Genomic DNA, 17813 nt, shown 5'->3' on the forward strand with positions numbered 1-17813 from the left:
AGCACTGTCAAGCAGGCAACCGGCACGAAAGCCCAGGAGATCGAGCCATGCCGCGCAAAGCCCAGACCGAATCCGTTGCAGACGCCCATGCCGCTCCCGGCGGTGCCGCGGCAGTGGACCGCGCCCTGTCGCTGCTGTCGGCCTTCAGGGCGGGCGACATCTCACTGGGCCTGGGAGAGTTGGCGGAGCGCACGCAGCTTTACAAGAGCACGGTGCTGCGGCTGCTGGCTTCGCTGGAGCATGCGAGGCTGGTCCAGAAACTCGGCGACGGCCGCTACGCACTGGGCGCCGAGGTGGCGCGCCTGCACGGTGTTTACGCCGCCTCGTTTTCGCTGGACCGCGTGGTGCTGCCGGTGCTGCGTGAACTGGTGGCAGCCACTGGCGAGAGCGCGGCCTACCATGTGCGCCAGGGGGAGGCCCGCCTGTGCCTGTACCGCGTGGACTCGCCGCATCCGATCCGCGACCACATCAAGGCCGGCGACCTGCTACCCGCCGACCGCGGCACAGGTGCTCGCATTTTGATAGCGTTTGGCGCAGAACGGGTAAGGGCTGGTGGCTCAAAAGACCGTCAGCTGTACGCCAGAATCCGCGAACAGGGTTACTACACGGCCGTGGGTGACCGCCTGGCCGAGGTAGCAGGCATTTCAGCGCCGGTGTTTGGGGCTGGCGGCGCACTGGCAGGCGCGCTGACGCTGACCATGCCCGACACCCGTTACAGAGAACGCCACGTCAAACCGGTACTCGAAGCAGCCCGCCGCCTGACTGGCCTGGTTTAAGCATCTGTTCGCGGTCTAAGCCTGTATTGCCGTTCAGCCCTGCGCGGCGGTGGATTCGATGCGCCACTGGATGTTGAGCGAGAACTGCTCCCCGGGCCCCAGCTCGCGCAGGCCTGGCTGCCCCGGCAGATGAAAGGCGTCGATGGGCTGCGTGATGGGCTCAAAACAAAACGCGGGGCCTTGCGGCGGCCGGTAAACCAGGCAGAAGTGCTGTGCAGCACCGCCGTCGCGCGCGAAGTCCGGCATGCTGGCCGTGACCTGCAGGCCCAGCTCGGGCCATGCGATGCTGGCCTTGCCACCCCAGCCTGTGTAGCCGTTGTCGATGAGCGGGCCGTTGGCTGGCGCACCTTCGTTCAGGTTCCAGCTTGCCGGAAAGTCGGTCGTGTGCGCAACCGGCAGCGGATCGTCACCGCAGAGCCAGAGGCCCTCTACCTGCGCGGTAATCCGTGTTTGCGGGGTGCGGGGAAACCAGGGATGCACGCCCAAACCATACGGCAGCGGCTTGACGCCCAGGTGACGCACCTGCAGCTTCTGGTTCAGCCCACCATCAACCAGCCGGAAGGTCTGCACGGCTTCGTAGTCATAGGGGTTGCCGTCGAACCCATACGACACCAGCGTCATCACCAGGGTGTCGGCAGCCGGCTGCGAAACCTGCCATGGCTGCAACCAGCCGTCGCCATGAATGGGATAGGGCTCCCCCGCGCGATTCGGGCGCATGGCGTGAAATTGCCCCTCATGCGTGAAGCCGCCACCGCTGATGCGGTTGGACCACGGCACCATGGCAAACGAAGCGGTCTGGTAGAGATCGTCCGTTTTGCCGTCCCAAGGCCGCCAGAGGTCCAGCGGCCCTTGCGGACGGTCAAGCTGCCAGGCAGCCACACTGCCGCCGAGCGAGGGAACCAGTCCCAGGCGTTGGCCGGCGTGGCGCAGCCAGACTACAGGATGTGCGGAATCGGTCATTGAAGATCTTTCACGGTGAGGGCAGGTAGATGGTGTTTTGTTCGTGATATCAGGCGCCGAACAAACCGGCAGGCAGACCCGGACTGTCAATCGCCACCGCGAACAGGCCGCCGGCCAGCGGCTGGTCTGCGAGCTGCGCGGGCGTCAGCCCGGTGCGTGCCGTGCTGATGAAAAGCGTGCGCATGTCCGGCCCGCCAAAGGCGCAGTTGGTCACATGGCTTGTCGGCAGCGGCACGCGGCACAGCTCCTGTGCAGTGACCGGGTCATGGCAGCTGATGCAGGCACCGCCCCAATGGGCAATCCACAGGCGGCCGGCGGCGTCGGTGGTCATGCCGTCGGGTACGCCGTCGCCGGCCGCAAAAGCCAGCCACAGGCGCTTGCCGCCTGACAAGGTTCCCGCCGCGCTGTCGAAGTCATACGCATGGATGCGGCCATTGACGGTATCGTTGAAATACAGGGTGCGACCGTCGGCGGACCAGGTGGGGCCGTTGGTCACCGCAAAACCTTCTTCATGGCGCGTGCAGCGGCCATCAGGGTCATAGCGATACAGCGCGCCGGTGGGGGCCACGCAGTCAAAGTCCATCGTCCCCGCCCAAAAGCGGCCTTGCGCATCGCACTTGCCATCGTTGAAGCGATTGCCCGGCAACGTAGCCTCGGGTTGGTGCAGGTAGTGTGGTTCGCCGCCCAAAGCGGGGTCAAACAGCGCGAAGCCGCGCCGCAGGGTCACGATCAGACCGGGCGCATGCGCCCGCTCGGCCAGCGCGGAAATTTCCTCGTCAAAGGCCCAGCTGCTGCGCGCGCCGGTGGCGGGGTGAAAGCGGTGCAGGCGGCAGCCAAGAATGTCCACCCAATACAGGGATTGCTCCCGCGGCGACCACAAGGTACCCTCACCCAGCAGGGCGCCCGCCGGATGGACGCAATGCACCTTGCCGGGGACCAACATGGCCGGCCGCTGCTGATGCATGCCCGCGGGTGTGTCTGGAATCAATGTCACTAATGTCTCCGTATTGCGGGGCTGTGCGGTGGCCTCTTGACGCGGTGGATGATATCAATGCATAGTGATGTTGGAAACTTATTCTTTTTATATTAATTGATACACAACTTGCAATGTCAAACATTTCCAGCTCTGCCCCCATGCGTGCCGCTCCCGCAAGCGAGACCCTCTCCGTCTTTCCCAGCCTGAACAAGCGGTCGGTATTTGTCACCGGCGGAGGCAGCGGCATAGGCGCCGCCATCGTGACAGCCTTTGCGCAGCAGGGCGCGCGCGTTGCCTTCATCGATGTCGCGAAGGAGGCCAGTGAAGCGCTTGCGCAGGAGCTGGCAGATGCGGGGCACGCCCGCCCATGGTGGCGCGCCTGCGATGTGCGGGACGTGGCCGCGCTGCAGTCGGCAATCACCGACGCAGCAAGCACGCTGGGCGACTTTTCGGTGCTGGTCAACAATGTTGCCAGCGATGACCGCCACAGCCTGGAGTCTGTAACGCCCGCCTACTACGACGACCGCATCGCGATCAATGAACGGCCCGCCTTCTTTGCAATCCAGTCGGTGGTGCCGGGCATGCAGCGCCTCGGCGCCGGCTCCATCATCAACCTGGGCTCCACCGGCTGGCAAGGCAAGGGCGCAGGCTACCCTTGTTATGCCATCGCCAAATCTTCGGTGAACGGCCTGACGCGCGGCCTCGCGAAAACGCTGGGCCGGGACCGCATCCGCATCAACACCGTGTCGCCGGGCTGGGTCATGACCGAGCGGCAGATCAAGCTCTGGCTGGATGCCGAAGGCGAGAAGGAACTCCAGCGCAACCAATGCCTGCCCGACAAGCTGCTGCCCCACGACATCGCGCGCATGGTGCTGTTCCTGGCATCCGATGACGCCGCCATGTGCACAGCGCAGGAGTTCACGGTGGATGCCGGCTGGGTTTAACAATCCCCCCGGGGCGCCTTCGGCGCCCCGTACCGCCGCCAGACGCGACGGCTCTTCGGAGCCGTCCAAGCCTGCGCGGGCAGGCTTGGAGCCGCGGCTCTCAGCCCCTCAGGGGGCGACACTGGCGGCCCGGCAAAGCCGGTTCCGCGGTGTCCTTGGCCTGAGTCGCGAAGACTTTTAGTCCATCTCCAGCCTGCGGCCATAGAGTGTCAGGCTCGCTGTCTTCAGCGCTTTCATCATGACCTTGGCGGCTGGCGATGGCAGCCGGTCGGTGCGGGTAATGATGCCGAAGGCGTCCATGTGACAGGGCATGTCCAGCGGCAGTACCGAGACGATACCGTGCGCGGCGTAATACCGCGCCACATCGGCCGCGACCACGGCCACCATGTCGCTTTGCTGCAGCATGCGCGTGATGAAAAGCAGGGCTGAAGACTCCACCACGTTGATGGGTGGAGCAAGCCCATCCTCGCGGAACATCAGCTCGAACCGGTGCCGCAGGACGCTGCCCGCGGGCGGCACAATCCAGGCGGCGGCCACCACGTCGCGCAGGGTGAGGCCAGACACACCCAGCAGTGGATGTCCCGGCCTCGCCATGGCGCACACCGGCTCCTCGACCAGGGGCTCATAGCGCAAATTGGTCTTGTCGTGTTCGGCAAAGAGGCGTGCCACCAGGATGTCGAGCTTGCCCTGCTCCAGCCGCTCCAGCAGCACCGGGCTGGTTTCGATATCCAGCGAAATGCGCAGGCTCGGGTGCTCCTGTTTGACCACGGCCACCGCAGACGGCAACAAGGCCAGGCCCGGCGACGTGATGGCGCCGATGCCGACCTGGCCGAAGTGGCCGGTTTTGAGTGCGGTCAGCTCGTCATGTGCCTGGTTCAGGCTGGCCAGTGCCATGCGCGCATGCCGGATCATGGTTTCGCCATACCAGGTTGGCCGCATGCCCCGGGGCAAGCGCTCAAAAAGCTGTACCTCCAGAACATCTTCCAGATCCTTGAGCAACTTGGACGCCGCCGGCTGGGTCATGCTGAGAACCTGCGCTGCGCGATGAATATTGCCTTCTTCGGCCAGTGCAACCAGTAACAGCAATTGCCTTGTTTTGAGCCGTGCGCGTATGAACCAGTGGTTGTAGGTGCTCATCGGGTTTTCCAGAATGCGTAGAACGATATCTATTTTGTCAAAAAAACGATTGGATTGATATCAAAATTAATTCTAGACTGCAGCGCTATGAAGACGAGGCTCTCACTCTCATGAAATTTGGCGAACTGCAACAAAACGCCCGGCACTATATCAATGGGCGCTGGGAAACCGGCACTACCACGGGCACCAGCACCAACCCCTCGGATACCCGGGAGGTGGTCAGCGAGTACGCACGTGCCGACCGCAACCAGACCGAACTTGCGATCCGGGCCGCAGCCGAGGCATTGCCGCACTGGAGTCACAGCACGCCGCAACGCCGGGCTGATGTACTTGACCAGATCGGCAGCGAGATCCTGGCGCGAAAAGATGAGCTGGGCATGCTGCTGTCACGGGAAGAAGGAAAAACCTTGCCCGAAGGCGTGGGCGAAGCGGCACGGGCCGGCCAGATATTCAAGTTTTTCGCAGGCGAAGCATTGCGTGTTCAGGGGGAGACCATGGCATCGGTCCGGCCCGGCATTCAGGTCGACGTGACGCGTGAACCTGTCGGCGTGGTGGGAATCATCGCGCCATGGAATTTCCCGCTGGCGATTCCGGCCTGGAAAATCGCGCCGGCACTGGCCTATGGGAACACGGTGATTTTCAAACCGGCCGAGCTGGTGCCCACCTGCGGTTGGGCTCTGGCCGAAATCATCAGCCGCTGCGGGCTGCCTGCGGGCGTCTTCAACCTTGTCATGGGAAGCGGCCGGGAAGTCGGGCAAACGCTGGTCGACCATCCCCTGGTCAATGCGCTGAGTTTCACGGGCTCGGTGACAACCGGCGAACGCATCCTTCAGTCGGCTTCCGCGCGCCGCGCCAAGGTGCAGCTTGAAATGGGTGGCAAAAATCCGCTGGTGATACTGGCTGATGCCGATCTTGACCAGGCCGTCGAATGCGCCGTGCAAGGCTCGTACTTTTCGACCGGCCAGCGCTGCACCGCGTCAAGCAGGCTCATCGTGGAAGCGCCCGTACACGATGCATTCGTTGCGCGCCTGCGCCACCGCATTGCCGGGCTCAAGGTGGGCCACGCGCTGGAGCGGGGTATCGAAATGGGCCCGGTGGTTGATCGCAGCCAGCTCGAACAGAACCAGTCGTATCTGGACATAGGGCGCAACGAAGGTGCCGAGCATGTCTGGGGCGGCGAATTGCTGGAGCGCCCGACACCGGGGCATTACATGAATCCGGCGCTCTTCCTGGCCCGGCCGGAACACCGCATTGCGCGCGAAGAGATTTTTGGGCCGATAGCATGTGTGTTGCAGGCCGATGACTTTGAACACGCGCTGGCCCTGGCCAACGACACACCCTTCGGCCTCTGTGCAGGCATCTGCACGACTTCCCTCAAGCACGCCATGCATTTCAAGCGTCATGCAGAAGTCGGCATGACCATGGTGAACCTGCCTACTGCGGGTGTCGACTTCCACGTTCCGTTCGGCGGGCGCAAGGGGTCGAGTTACGGCTCACGCGAACAAGGCCGCTACGCTGCCGAGTTCTACACCACCGTCAAGACCGGTTACGTGCTAGCCTGAGCCATTGAAGATCACCAGAGAGCTTTCAGTTCCATTTCAACCAAGGAGACAAAATGAAGATCCATCGCCGCACCCTCACTGTCGCACTCGCCTGCGCCCCCCTTGCCGGCCTGTTGCCGGTTTCAGCATGGGCACAAAAGCCCATCGTGCTGGGCTTTAGCCAGGTCGGCGCGGAGAGCGAATGGCGCACCGCCAATACCGAATCCATCAAATCGGCCGCCAAGGACGCCGGCATCGAACTCAAATTCTCCGATGCCCAGCAGAAGCAGGAAAACCAGATCAAGGCGATCCGCTCCTTCATTGCCCAAAAGGTTGACGTGATCGCGTTCTCGCCCGTGGTCGAGTCGGGCTGGGAAACCGTTTTGCGTGAAGCCAAGGCCGCCAAAATTCCGGTGGTGCTGACTGACCGCTCCGTGAACGTCAAAGACACCTCGCTGTATGTTTCCTTCATGGGCTCGGACTTTGTGGAGGAAGGCCGCAAGGCAGGCCGCTGGCTTGTCGAAAAAATGAAGGGCACAAGCGGCCAGGTCAACATCGTTGAGTTGCAGGGAACCGTGGGTTCCGCGCCGGCGATTGACCGCAAAAAAGGATTTGAAGAAATCATCAAGGCCGACCCGAAGTTCAAGATCATTCGCTCGCAGACGGGTGATTTCACCCGGGCCAAGGGCAAGGAGGTGATGGAAGCCTTCCTCAAGGCCGAAGGCAAGAAGATCAATGTGCTTTTCGCGCACAACGACGACATGGCTATCGGTGCGATCCAGGCGATTGAAGAGGCTGGCATGAAGCCGGCAAAGGACATCACCATCATCTCGATCGATGCCGTCAAGGGCGCTTTCGAAGCCATGATGGCCGGCAAGCTCAATGTCTCCGTGGAGTGCAGCCCCTTGCTGGGCCCGCAGCTGATGGCGGCAGTCAAGGACATCAAGGCCGGCAAGTCCGTTCAGAAACGTATCGTTACCGAAGAGGGTATTTTTCCGATGGAAGTAGCCGCCAAGGAATTCCCCAAGCGTAAATACTGATCAGCATCCGGGCCGGCGCCCCGATACTGGGGCGCTCTTTCAAACCTCCAGAAGGAAACTATTTCATGAAACGTACATTTCTCCAGACCCTGCTCGCCGGCCTCGTGCTGGGAACCCTCGGTATTGCACCGTCAGTCCAGGCGCAAGACAAAGGCAGCATCGGCATTTCGATGCCCACCAAATCCTCTGCCCGCTGGATCGCCGACGGCGACAACATGGTCAAGGTGCTCAAGGAGCGCGGCTACAAAACCGACCTGCAATATGCTGATGACGACATCCCGAACCAGCTTGCCCAGATCGAGAACATGATCACCAAGGGCGCGAAGGTGCTGGTGATCGCCTCCATCGACGGCACCACACTGTCCAAGGCGTTGCAGAACGCGGCCGACAAGGGTGTCAAGGTCATCGCCTATGACCGTCTGATCAAGGGTTCGAAGAACGTGGATTACTACGCCACCTTCGACAACTTCCAGGTTGGCGTGCTGCAGGCCACTTCCATCGTCGACAAGCTGGGCCTGAAGCAGGGCAAGGGCCCTTTCAACATTGAACTCTTCGGCGGTTCCCCGGACGACAACAATGCATTTTTCTTCTACGACGGCGCCATGAGCGTGCTCAAGCCCTACATCGACAGCGGCAAGCTGGTGGTGCGCAGCAAGCAGATGGGTATGAACAAGGTTGGCACGCTGCGCTGGGACGGTGCGGTCGCCCAGGCACGCATGGACAACCTGCTCTCGGCCTACTACGGCAAGGAAAAGGTCCACGCGGTCCTGTCGCCATATGACGGCCTGTCCATCGGCATTTTGTCCTCGCTCAAAGGCGTCGGCTACTGCACGGCGCAGCAGCCTTGCCCGGTGGTCAGTGGGCAGGACGCCGAAATTCCTTCGGTGAAGTCCATCCTGAAAGGCGAGCAGTACTCGACGGTCTTCAAGGACACGCGCGAGCTGGCCAAGGTAACGGCCAACATGGTGGACGCCACCCTCTCGGGCAAGCAGCCCGAGATCAATGACACCAAGACCTACAACAACGGCGTGAAAGTGGTGCCCTCTTACCTGCTCAAGCCGGTGGCTGTGGATGCCTCTAACTGGAACCAGGTTCTGATTGGCAGCGGTTACTACAAAGAGTCACAAATCAAGTAACCCCGGCTGAAGGGTGAAAGCACGACGGTCCCGTGCCGGGGAGGCGCGGGACTGTTTACGCCCATGGGTGTCAATCACCTGCGGAGCGATTTTTGTACCAAAGGACAGGCATTGGAAACGATTCTCGAGATGCGCGACATCCGCAAAACCTTCCCAGGGGTGGTCGCGCTGAACAAGGTCAACCTGCGCGTGCGCGCGGGTGAGATTCATGCCATCGTCGGTGAAAACGGCGCCGGAAAATCGACCTTGATGAAAGTGCTCTCGGGGGTCTATCCGCACGGCTCCTACAGCGGGGACATCGTCTACGAAGGCCAGGAGCGCCAGTTCCTCGGCATCCACGACAGCGAGCAGCTGGGCGTCATCATCATCCACCAGGAGCTGGCGCTGGTGCCGCTGCTATCCATTGCCGAGAACATTTTCCTTGGCAACGAGACCGCACAGCGCGGCGTGATCGACTGGATGGCTGCGCATAGCAAGACACAGGCCCTGCTGAAAAAAGTGGGCCTCAAGGAATCACCCGCCACGCTGATCACGGACATCGGCGTGGGCAAGCAGCAACTGGTGGAAATTGCCAAGGCCCTGTCGAGGCAGGTCAAGTTGCTGATCCTCGATGAGCCGACGGCGAGCCTCAACGAAAACGACAGCCAGGCCTTGCTGGACCTGTTGCTGGAACTCAAGGGGCAGGGCATCACCTGCATCCTTATTTCACACAAGCTCAACGAAATTTCACGCGTGGCGGACGCGATCACCATCCTGCGCGACGGCAGCACCGTCGAAACACTGGACTGCCGTGCCGAAGCCATCAGCGAGGATCGCGTCATTCGCGGCATGGTGGGCCGTGAGATGGCTGATCGATATCCGCCGCGCCAGCCGCAAATTGGCGAGACCGTGTTTGAAGTGCGCGACTGGAACGTCTATCACCCGCTGCACACGGACAGGAAATTCATCAAAGGTGTCAGCCTGCAGGTGCGGCGCGGTGAAATCGTCGGCATTGCCGGACTGATGGGGGCGGGGCGCACAGAGCTTGCCATGAGCATCTTCGGCCGTTCGTGGGGGCGCCGCATCAGCGGCCAGGTTCTTCTGAACGGCCAGCCTGTTGATGTCGGCACGGTAGAGAAAGCCGTTCGCCATGGTCTGGCCTATGTGACCGAAGACCGCAAGGGCAACGGGCTGATATTGAACGAAGACATCCAGTTCAATGTGTCGCTGGCCAACCTCAAGGGCGTTTCAAGTGCCTCCGTCATCGACAGCGGCCGCGAATACCAGGTCGCGCAGAGCTACCGGGAAAAGCTCCGCATCCGGTGCTCAAGCGTTGGCCAGAAAGTCCTCAACCTCTCGGGCGGGAACCAGCAGAAAGTGGTGCTCGGGAAATGGCTGTTCACCAGCCCCGAAGTCCTCATCCTCGACGAGCCCACGCGCGGCATCGACGTGGGCGCCAAGTACGAGATTTACACCCTGATGGCCCAGCTCGCGGCAGAAGGGAAATGCATCATCATGATTTCCTCGGAAATGCCCGAATTGCTGGGCATGACGGACCGCATCTACGTCATGAACGAAGGCCGCTTCATCGCCGAGATGCCGACGGCCGAAGCCTCCCAGGAAAAGATCATGCGCGCGATCATGAAAGCAAGCTGAAATGAACAACGAGTCCTCCAACGCCACCGCGATTGCGGCAAAAACCGCCGCTGCCAGCGGCAAATCGCCGCTCGACTACCTGAAGCACAACTTCCGCGAGTACGGCATGCTGATCACGCTGGTGGCCATCATGGGCTTCTTCCAGTACATGACCGAGGGCACGCTCATGCAGCCCCTCAACCTCACCAATCTGGTCCTGCAGAACAGCTACATCGTCATCATGGCGCTGGGCATGCTGATGGTGATCGTGGCCGGGCATATCGACCTGTCGGTCGGTTCGGTGTGCGGTTTCATCGGCGCGCTGGCGGCCGTGCTGATGGTGGAGTACGGCTGGCATTTCGTGCCGGCCTCGCTGGTGTGCCTGCTCTGCGGCGCGCTGATAGGCGGGGTTCAGGGCTGGTTTGTCGCGTTCTTCCGCATCCCTTCTTTTATCGTCACGTTGGCCGGCATGCTGGTGTTCAAGGGGCTGGCGTTGGCACTGCTGCAGGGCCAGTCGGTCGGCCCCTTCCCCGATTCATTCCAGATGCTCAGCTCGGGTTTCATGCCCGACCTGCTGAGCAGCGAAGGCCTGCGCATGACTTCGCTGCTGCTGGGCGTGGCGCTGGCCGCCGTGCTCGCCGTGGCCGGCATACGCGCGCGGGCCAAGCAGCTCAAGCACGGCATCCAGGCCGAGCCCGCCGCCATTTTCTTCGTCAAAACGGCGATGTTCTCGGCGCTGCTGATCTATTTCAGCTACCTGCTGGCTTCCTACAGGGGGCTGCCGAATGTGCTGATCGTGATGGCCGCGCTGATTTTCCTGTTCCACTTCATCACGGGTCGCACCACTATCGGGCGGCGCGTCTATGCGCTGGGCGGCAACGAAAAGGCAGCCAAGCTGTCGGGCATCAAGACCGAGCGCCTGGCCTTCTATACCTTCGTGAACATGGGCGTGCTGGCGGCGCTGGCAGGCTTGGTGTTCGCCGCGCGCCTGAATACCGCGACGCCCAAGGCCGGCCTGGGCTTTGAGCTCGACGTCATCGCCGCCTGCTTTATCGGCGGGGCCTCGGCCTCGGGCGGTGTCGGCAAGGTCATGGGCGCGGTGATCGGTGCGTTTGTGATGGGCGTGATGAACAACGGCATGTCCATCCTGGGCATCGGCATCGACTACCAGCAGGTCATCAAGGGCGTGGTGTTGCTGGCCGCCGTGTTTGTCGACGTCTACAACAAGAACAAGGCATGAACCTCCTGGCCGTTCTGAAGGCGAATATCGTGGCGCGTGGCGCGAAGGCCGCTCCATGACCGTGGCCGACGCCGCCCCCGTGCTGGAGCTTGCGGGCATCCACAAACAGTTCGCGGGTATTCCGGCCTTGCAGGATGTGCGTTTGCGCCTGTATCCCGGTGAAATCCATGCCTTGATGGGGCAAAACGGCGCCGGCAAGTCCACGCTCATCAAGGTGTTGACAGGCGTGCTGGAAGCCAGCGGCGGTCAGATGCGACTTGCCGGAAAACCGGTATGGCCGGACTCTCCCCTGGCCGCGCAGCGGCTGGGTATCAGCACGGTCTACCAGGAAGTCAATCTCTGCCCCAACCTGTCGGTAGCGGAAAACATCTTCGCGGGCCGCTATCCGCGGTACGGGTTTGCGCAGGGGTCTCGCATCGACTGGACCACCGTGAACCGCCGTGCGCGCGAACTGGTCGCGCGCATGGGCCTGGACATCGACGTCACGCGCCTGTTGTCCAGCTACCCGGTCGCCGTGCAGCAACTGGTGGCCATCGCGCGCGCCATCGGCATTGAATCCAAAGTGCTGATCCTCGACGAGCCAACCTCCAGCCTCGACGATGACGAGGTGCAAAAACTCTTTGAGGTGCTGCGTCGCTTGCGTGGCGAGGGGCTGGCCATTGTTTTTGTCACTCATTTCCTCAACCAGGTGTATGCGGTGTCGGATCGCATCACCGTTCTGCGCAACGGCAGTTGGGTCGGCGAGTGGCGTGCCAGTGAACTGGGGCCGCAGGCACTGATCGCGGCCATGCTGGGCCGGGAACTGGCCGCGCAATCCGCCACCGCCGCCGTGCCTCCGGAATTTGACGATGCTGCGCCGGCGCTTTTGCAAGCTGAAGGTCTGGGCCAGGCCGGTCAGTTGCAGCCTGTGGACCTGCGCGTGCGTGCCGGCGAGGTCGTGGGCCTGGCCGGGCTGCTGGGCTCGGGCCGCACTGAACTGGCGCGCCTGCTGTTCGGCCTGGAGACGCCGGACCGCGGCATGCTCAGAATCGACGGCGAGGCGGTCACGTTTTCCAATCCCGCCGAGGCGATCCGGCAGGGCCTCGCCCTATGTCCCGAGGAGCGCAAGACCGATGGCATCGTGGCCGAGCTCTCAGTCCGGGAAAACATCGTACTGGCGCTGCAGGCCCGCATGGGCATGCGCCGTTTTCTGTCGCGTGCCGAACAAACCGCATTGGCCGAACGCTTTGTTCAGACGATGGGCATTAAGACCGCGAGTGTGGACACCCCCATAGGCCTGCTGTCGGGCGGCAACCAGCAAAAGGCCATGATCGCGCGCTGGCTCGCGACCGAGCCGCGCCTGCTGATCCTGGACGAACCCACGCGCGGCGTCGACGTGGCCGCGAAGCAGGAAATCATGGAGCAGATCCTGCGCCTGGCAGAAGCCGGTATGGCCGTGATTTTCATCTCTTCCGAAATGAGCGAAGTGGTTCGCGTGGCGCATCGCATTGTGGTGCTGCGTGACCGCCGCAAGGTGGGTGAGTTGCCGGCAGGCAGCAGCGAAGACACCGTCTATGAACTGATTGCAGCTGAACATGCCTGAAGAGAAACACCACCCCTCGCCTCTGGCCACTGCCATGAGGCACCGCCTGGCCTGGCCGCTCATCACGCTGTTCCTGCTGCTGGCTGTGAACACAGCGTTTAACGCCAGTTTCCTGCACGTCGAGTGGCGTGACGGTCATTTGTACGGCAGCCTGATCGATATTCTCAACCGTGCCGCGCCGCTGGTGCTGGTGTCGCTCGGCATGACGTTGGTGATCGCCACCCGCGGCATCGACATTTCCGTGGGCGCCGTGGTGGCCATTGCTGCCGCAGTGGCCGCCTGGATGATTGGCGGGTCGGTGGCAGGGAGCGTGAGCCGTTTCCCGATGCCGCTGGCAATTCTGGCGGCATTGGCCGTCGCGCTGCTGTGCGGGCTGTGGAACGGGCTGCTGGTCGCCAGGGTGGGCATGCAACCGATCATCGCCACACTGATCCTCATGGTGGCAGGCCGGGGCATCGCGCAGCTGATCACCGGCGGGCAGATCATCACCATCTATTACGCGCCGTTCTTCTTCCTGGGCAGTGGCTACCTGCTGGGCTTGCCGTTCTCGCTTTTTATCGTGGCCGTAGTCTTTGCGCTGCTATATCTGGCGGTGACGCGCACGGCCCTCGGGCTGTTCATCCAGGCTGTGGGCATCAACCCGACTGCGGCACGCGTTGCCGGTGTGCAGGCCCGGCGTCTGATGGTTGCGGCCTATGCCTTCTGCGGCTTCTGCGCGGGCATCGCGGGCTTGTTGATCAGCTCCAACGTCAAAAGCGCCGACGGCAACAATGCGGGCCAGTTGCTTGAGCTTGATGCCATCCTGGCCGTGACGCTGGGCGGTACCGCCCTCACCGGTGGGCGTTTCAGCCTCGTGGGCAGTGTCATCGGTGCGCTGATCATCCAGACCCTGACTTACGCCATCTACTCGCTGGGTGTGCCGCCCGAGATCAATCTGGTGGTCAAAGCTGTGGTGGTATTTGTGGTCATGCTGCTGCAATCGGCTGAATTCCGGGCCGAGATCGGTATCTGGATGCGGCGGCCGGCCGCGCGGGGAATGCGGCCATGAGCACAATCGTCACCCAGCCTCCCGTAGAGGAGGCCGCCGCCAGCCAACGGGCACCTGCTGCGCCGGCTTCAGGTTTTAATCCCAAATACCTGCCGCTGGCGGCCACCATATCGCTCTTCATCGCCATGGCGACCATGGGTTCGGTGCTCTACAGCGGGTTCTTTTCGGCTCAGGTGTTCCTCAACCTGCTGATCGACAACGCCTTTCTGGTCATCATCGCCGTGGGCATGACGTTTGTCATCCTGTCGGGCGGTATCGACCTGTCCGTCGGCTCCGTGGTGGCGCTGACCACCATGGTGTCTGCCGCGCTGGTGGAGCACCATGGCTGGAGTCCAGCTGCGGTGATTCCGCTGGTGCTCCTTATGGGCACGGCGTTCGGCGCCTTCATGGGTTTTCTGATTGAGCGTTTTCGCCTGCAGCCTTTCATCGTGACGCTGGCCGGCATGTTTCTGGCGCGCGGCCTGTGCTACCTGATTAGTGTCGACTCCATCAGCATCACCAACGAGTTTTACTCGGAGGTCTCGCAGCTGCGCATTCCCTTGTGGGAAGACGCCTCCCTCTCAATCAGTGCCGTGATCGCCATTGCGGTGCTGCTGGCGGCAGTGTTCATTGCACACTGCACTCCCTTTGGCCGCGCGGTGTATGCCGTCGGCGGCAACGAGCAGTCGGCACTGCTGATGGGCTTGCCGGTGCGCCGCACGCTGGTGGGGGTTTACACGCTATCGGGCTTTTGCTCGGCGCTGGCCGGTGTGGTCTTCACCTTCTACATGCTTTCGGGCTACGGCTTGCACGCCACCGGCATGGAGCTTGACGCCATTGCCGCCGTGGTGATCGGCGGCACCTTGCTCAGCGGCGGCGTGGGTTATGTGGCCGGTACCCTGTTCGGGGTGTTGATGCTCGGCATCATCCAGACCCTGATCTCTTTTGACGGCTCTTTGAGTTCCTGGTGGACGCGCATTGTCGTCGGCGTGTTGCTGTTTGTTTTTTGCCTCCTGCAACGGCTGCTGGCAAATCGCACACCCAAATCTTCCTGAAACCTTAATGGCCAGACCATCATGACAAGCACCAAACGAAAACTACGTTCCACCGAGTGGTTCGGCACGGCCGACAAAAACGGCTTCATGTACCGCAGCTGGATGAAGAACCAGGGCATTCCCGACCATGAGTTCGACGGCCGCCCCATCATCGGCATCTGCAATACCTGGTCGGAGCTCACGCCTTGCAATGCCCACTTCCGCAAGATCGCCGAGCATGTGAAGCGCGGCATTTCAGAGGCGGGTGGCTTTCCGGTCGAGTTCCCGGTGTTCTCGAACGGCGAGTCGAACCTGCGGCCCACCGCCATGCTCACACGCAACCTTGCCAGCATGGACGTGGAAGAAGCGATTCGCGGCAATCCCATCGACGCCGTGGTGCTGCTCACCGGTTGCGACAAGACCACGCCCGCACTGCTGATGGGTGCTGCAAGTTGCGACATTCCGGCCATCGTGGTGACCGGCGGGCCCATGCTCAACGGCAAGCTTGAAGGCAAAAACATCGGCTCGGGGACGGCAGTGTGGCAGCTGCACGAGTCGCTGAAAGCGGGCGAAATCCAGCTGCACCAGTTCCTGGCGGCCGAGGGCGGCATGTCGCGTTCGGCCGGCACCTGCAACACCATGGGAACAGCCTCCACCATGGCCTGCATGGCCGAAGCGCTGGGTACTTCGCTGCCGCACAACGCCGCCATTCCCGCGGTGGATGCACGCCGCTATGTGCTGGCGCAAATGTCGGGCGCGCGGGCTGTCGAGATGGCGCGCGAAGGCCTCACGCTGTCGAAAATCCTCACACGCGAAGCCTTCGAAAATGCGATTCGCGTCAACGCCGCCATTGGCGGCTCCACCAACGCAGTGATTCACCTCAAGGCGATTGCGGGCCGTATTGGTGTGCAGCTGGACCTGGAAGACTGGACGCGTATTGGCCGCAACACGCCCACCCTCGTTGACCTGCAGCCTTCCGGCCGTTTCCTGATGGAAGAGTTCTACTACGCCGGCGGCCTGCCCGCCGTGTTGCGCCGTCTGGGTGAAAACAGCTTGCTGCCGCATCCCAATGCGCTCACCGTCAATGGCCGGTCGATATGGGACAACGTGCGCGAGGCGCCGCAGTACAACGACGAGGTGATCCGCCCCCTCGACAACCCCTTGATCGCCGACGGCGGTATCTGCATCCTGCGCGGCAACCTGGCGCCGCGCGGCGCCGTGCTCAAGCCCTCTGCGGCCTCGCCCGAACTGCTCAAGCACCGCGGCCGCGCGGTCGTATTCGAGAACCTCGAGCACTACAAGGAGCGCATCGTCGACGAGAACCTCGACATCGATGCCAGCTGCGTGATGGTGATGAAGAACTGCGGCCCCAAGGGCTACCCCGGCATGGCCGAAGTCGGCAACATGGGCCTGCCGCCCAAGCTGCTGCGCCAGGGCGTCAAGGACATGGTGCGCATCTCGGACGCACGCATGAGCGGCACCGCTTACGGCACCGTTGTGCTGCATGTGGCGCCAGAAGCGGCGGCCGGCGGGCCGCTGGCCGCGGTACGCGACGGCGACTGGATCGAGCTCGACTGCGATGCGGGCCGCCTGCACCTGGACATCAGCGATGCCGAACTGGCTGAACGCCTTGCCGCCCTGCAGAAGGCCCCTGCAGGCATGCGTGGCGGCTACCAGCGCCTGTATGTCGACCACGTGCTGCAAGCCGACGAGGGTTGCGACTTCGATTTTCTGGTCGGCTGCCGCGGCTCCGAAGTTCCCCGGCACTCCCATTAAATCGCGCAAGCAGTGAATTACTGAACTTTATTCAACCTGATCCAGTCCCCATGAACACGCTCCGCCAGCCGCGTTACCGCGGTATCTTCCCCGTTGCCCCCACCACGTTCACCGAAACCGGCGAGCTTGACCTTGAAAGCCAGAAGCGCTGCATCGACTTCATGATCGACGCCGGCTCAGACGGCATCTGCATCCTGGCCAACTTCTCCGAGCAATTCGTGCTTTCGGACGAAGAGCGTGAAACCCTGACCCGTACCGTCCTCGAACATGTGGCTGGCCGCGTGCCGGTGATCGTGACCACCACCCACTACGGCACGAAGGTTTGCGCCGAACGCAGCCGCCGGGCGCAGGACATGGGCGCCGCCATGCTGATGGTCATGCCGCCGTATCACGGGGCTACCTTTCGCGTGAGCGAGCCGCAGATTTACGAGTTTTATGCGCGGCTGTCGGATGCGGTCAACATTCCCATCATGATCCAGGATGCGCCCGCCAGCGGCACTGTGCTTTCAGCCTGCTTCCTCGCGCGTATGGCCCGTGAGATTGAACACGTCGCCTATTTCAAGATCGAAACCGCCGGTGCAGCCTCCAAACTGCGCGAACTGATCCGTTTGGGAGGTGACTCGGTGGAAGGGCCATGGGACGGCGAAGAGGCCATCACGCTGTTGCCCGACCTCGATGCCGGCGCCACCGGCTCCATGACCGGCGGCGGCTACCCCGACGGCATTCGTCCGATCATCGAGGCGCACCGCGCCGGCGACCATGACAAGGCCTATGCCCTTTACCAGCAATGGCTGCCGCTGATCAATTATGAAAACCGCCAGGCGGGGCTGCTGGCCGCCAAGACCTTGATGAAGGAAGGCGGCGTGATCGCCTGCGAAGCACCGCGTCATCCTTTTCCGGCCATGCACCCGGACACGCGCGCCGGGCTGCTGGCAACCGCCAGCCGGCTTGATCCGCTTGTGCTGCGCTGGGGGCGGTAAGCAGGGCACGCCGCGGGGTAATGCCCCGCACATTGCTCCTTTTTTGATAG

General features: G+C 62.5%; 15 protein-coding genes. 12 read left to right on the forward strand and 3 right to left on the reverse strand.

What is annotated here, in order from left to right:
• Positions 1 to 47: 47 nt before the first annotated feature.
• The gene (locus AC1DZE_RS20445; RefSeq protein WP_477700485.1) at positions 48 to 776 is read left to right on the forward strand and encodes an IclR family transcriptional regulator; all 729 of its coding nucleotides are present in this window, start codon (positions 48 to 50) and stop codon (positions 774 to 776) included.
• Positions 777 to 809: 33 nt separating this feature from the next.
• Here AC1DZE_RS20445 and AC1DZE_RS20450 read toward each other — a convergent pair whose 3' ends face one another.
• Both AC1DZE_RS20450 and AC1DZE_RS20455 read right to left on the reverse strand, forming a co-directional pair.
• The gene (locus AC1DZE_RS20450; RefSeq protein WP_477671876.1) at positions 810 to 1736 is read right to left on the reverse strand and encodes an aldose 1-epimerase; all 927 of its coding nucleotides are present in this window, start codon (positions 1734 to 1736) and stop codon (positions 810 to 812) included.
• Positions 1737 to 1785: 49 nt separating this feature from the next.
• Positions 1786 to 2700 (reverse strand): SMP-30/gluconolactonase/LRE family protein, encoded by a 915-nt coding sequence (locus AC1DZE_RS20455; protein ID WP_477671879.1) that lies wholly within the window; start codon positions 2698 to 2700, stop codon positions 1786 to 1788.
• A 143-nt stretch (positions 2701 to 2843) separates the two neighbouring features.
• Here AC1DZE_RS20455 and AC1DZE_RS20460 point away from each other — a divergent pair, with 143 nt between their 5' ends.
• Positions 2844 to 3656 carry an SDR family NAD(P)-dependent oxidoreductase gene (locus tag AC1DZE_RS20460; protein ID WP_477700486.1) on the forward strand — a complete coding sequence of 271 codons (813 nt, stop codon included), beginning with the start codon at positions 2844 to 2846 and terminating at the stop codon, positions 3654 to 3656.
• A 177-nt stretch (positions 3657 to 3833) separates the two neighbouring features.
• On the opposite strand, the gene AC1DZE_RS20465 is transcribed toward AC1DZE_RS20460, so the two are convergent.
• Entirely contained in the window at positions 3834 to 4793 is a 960-nt protein-coding gene (locus AC1DZE_RS20465; RefSeq protein ID WP_477670682.1) for a LysR family transcriptional regulator, read from the reverse strand.
• Positions 4794 to 4903: 110 nt separating this feature from the next.
• Between AC1DZE_RS20465 and AC1DZE_RS20470 the strand changes: the two genes are divergently transcribed.
• From AC1DZE_RS20470 to AC1DZE_RS20515, 10 genes are all read left to right on the forward strand, one after another.
• The gene (locus AC1DZE_RS20470; protein ID WP_477670683.1) at positions 4904 to 6355 is read left to right on the forward strand and encodes an aldehyde dehydrogenase family protein; all 1452 of its coding nucleotides are present in this window, start codon (positions 4904 to 4906) and stop codon (positions 6353 to 6355) included.
• A gap of 53 nt (positions 6356 to 6408) precedes the next feature.
• Positions 6409 to 7374 carry an ABC transporter substrate-binding protein gene (locus tag AC1DZE_RS20475; protein ID WP_477670684.1) on the forward strand — a complete coding sequence of 322 codons (966 nt, stop codon included), beginning with the start codon at positions 6409 to 6411 and terminating at the stop codon, positions 7372 to 7374.
• 65 nt (positions 7375 to 7439) lie between these two features.
• Entirely contained in the window at positions 7440 to 8510 is a 1071-nt protein-coding gene (chvE, locus tag AC1DZE_RS20480) for a multiple monosaccharide ABC transporter substrate-binding protein (RefSeq protein ID WP_457282346.1), read from the forward strand.
• Positions 8511 to 8573: 63 nt separating this feature from the next.
• The gene (mmsA, locus tag AC1DZE_RS20485) at positions 8574 to 10145 is read left to right on the forward strand and encodes a multiple monosaccharide ABC transporter ATP-binding protein (protein WP_477700487.1); all 1572 of its coding nucleotides are present in this window, start codon (positions 8574 to 8576) and stop codon (positions 10143 to 10145) included.
• A 1-nt stretch (position 10146) separates the two neighbouring features.
• Positions 10147 to 11364 (forward strand): multiple monosaccharide ABC transporter permease, encoded by a 1218-nt coding sequence (mmsB, locus tag AC1DZE_RS20490; RefSeq protein WP_457282345.1) that lies wholly within the window; start codon positions 10147 to 10149, stop codon positions 11362 to 11364.
• A 55-nt stretch (positions 11365 to 11419) separates the two neighbouring features.
• On the forward strand, positions 11420 to 12946 hold the full coding sequence (locus AC1DZE_RS20495) for a sugar ABC transporter ATP-binding protein (RefSeq protein ID WP_477700488.1): 1527 nt from the start codon (positions 11420 to 11422) through the stop codon (positions 12944 to 12946).
• The gene (locus AC1DZE_RS20500) at positions 12939 to 13994 is read left to right on the forward strand and encodes an ABC transporter permease (protein ID WP_477670687.1); all 1056 of its coding nucleotides are present in this window, start codon (positions 12939 to 12941) and stop codon (positions 13992 to 13994) included. Before AC1DZE_RS20495 ends, AC1DZE_RS20500 begins: the two co-directional genes overlap by 8 nt.
• Positions 13991 to 15028 carry a galactofuranose ABC transporter, permease protein YjfF gene (gene yjfF, locus AC1DZE_RS20505; protein ID WP_477670688.1) on the forward strand — a complete coding sequence of 346 codons (1038 nt, stop codon included), beginning with the start codon at positions 13991 to 13993 and terminating at the stop codon, positions 15026 to 15028. Before AC1DZE_RS20500 ends, yjfF begins: the two co-directional genes overlap by 4 nt.
• A gap of 21 nt (positions 15029 to 15049) precedes the next feature.
• Positions 15050 to 16783 carry an IlvD/Edd family dehydratase gene (locus AC1DZE_RS20510; protein ID WP_457282341.1) on the forward strand — a complete coding sequence of 578 codons (1734 nt, stop codon included), beginning with the start codon at positions 15050 to 15052 and terminating at the stop codon, positions 16781 to 16783.
• Between the two features lie 50 nt (positions 16784 to 16833).
• Positions 16834 to 17763: a dihydrodipicolinate synthase family protein gene (locus AC1DZE_RS20515; RefSeq protein WP_477670689.1), complete on the forward strand. Its 930-nt coding sequence runs from the start codon at positions 16834 to 16836 to the stop codon at positions 17761 to 17763.
• Positions 17764 to 17813 lie beyond the last annotated feature (50 nt).

It is taken from the genome of Polaromonas sp. P1_F1, from assembly GCF_056405795.1.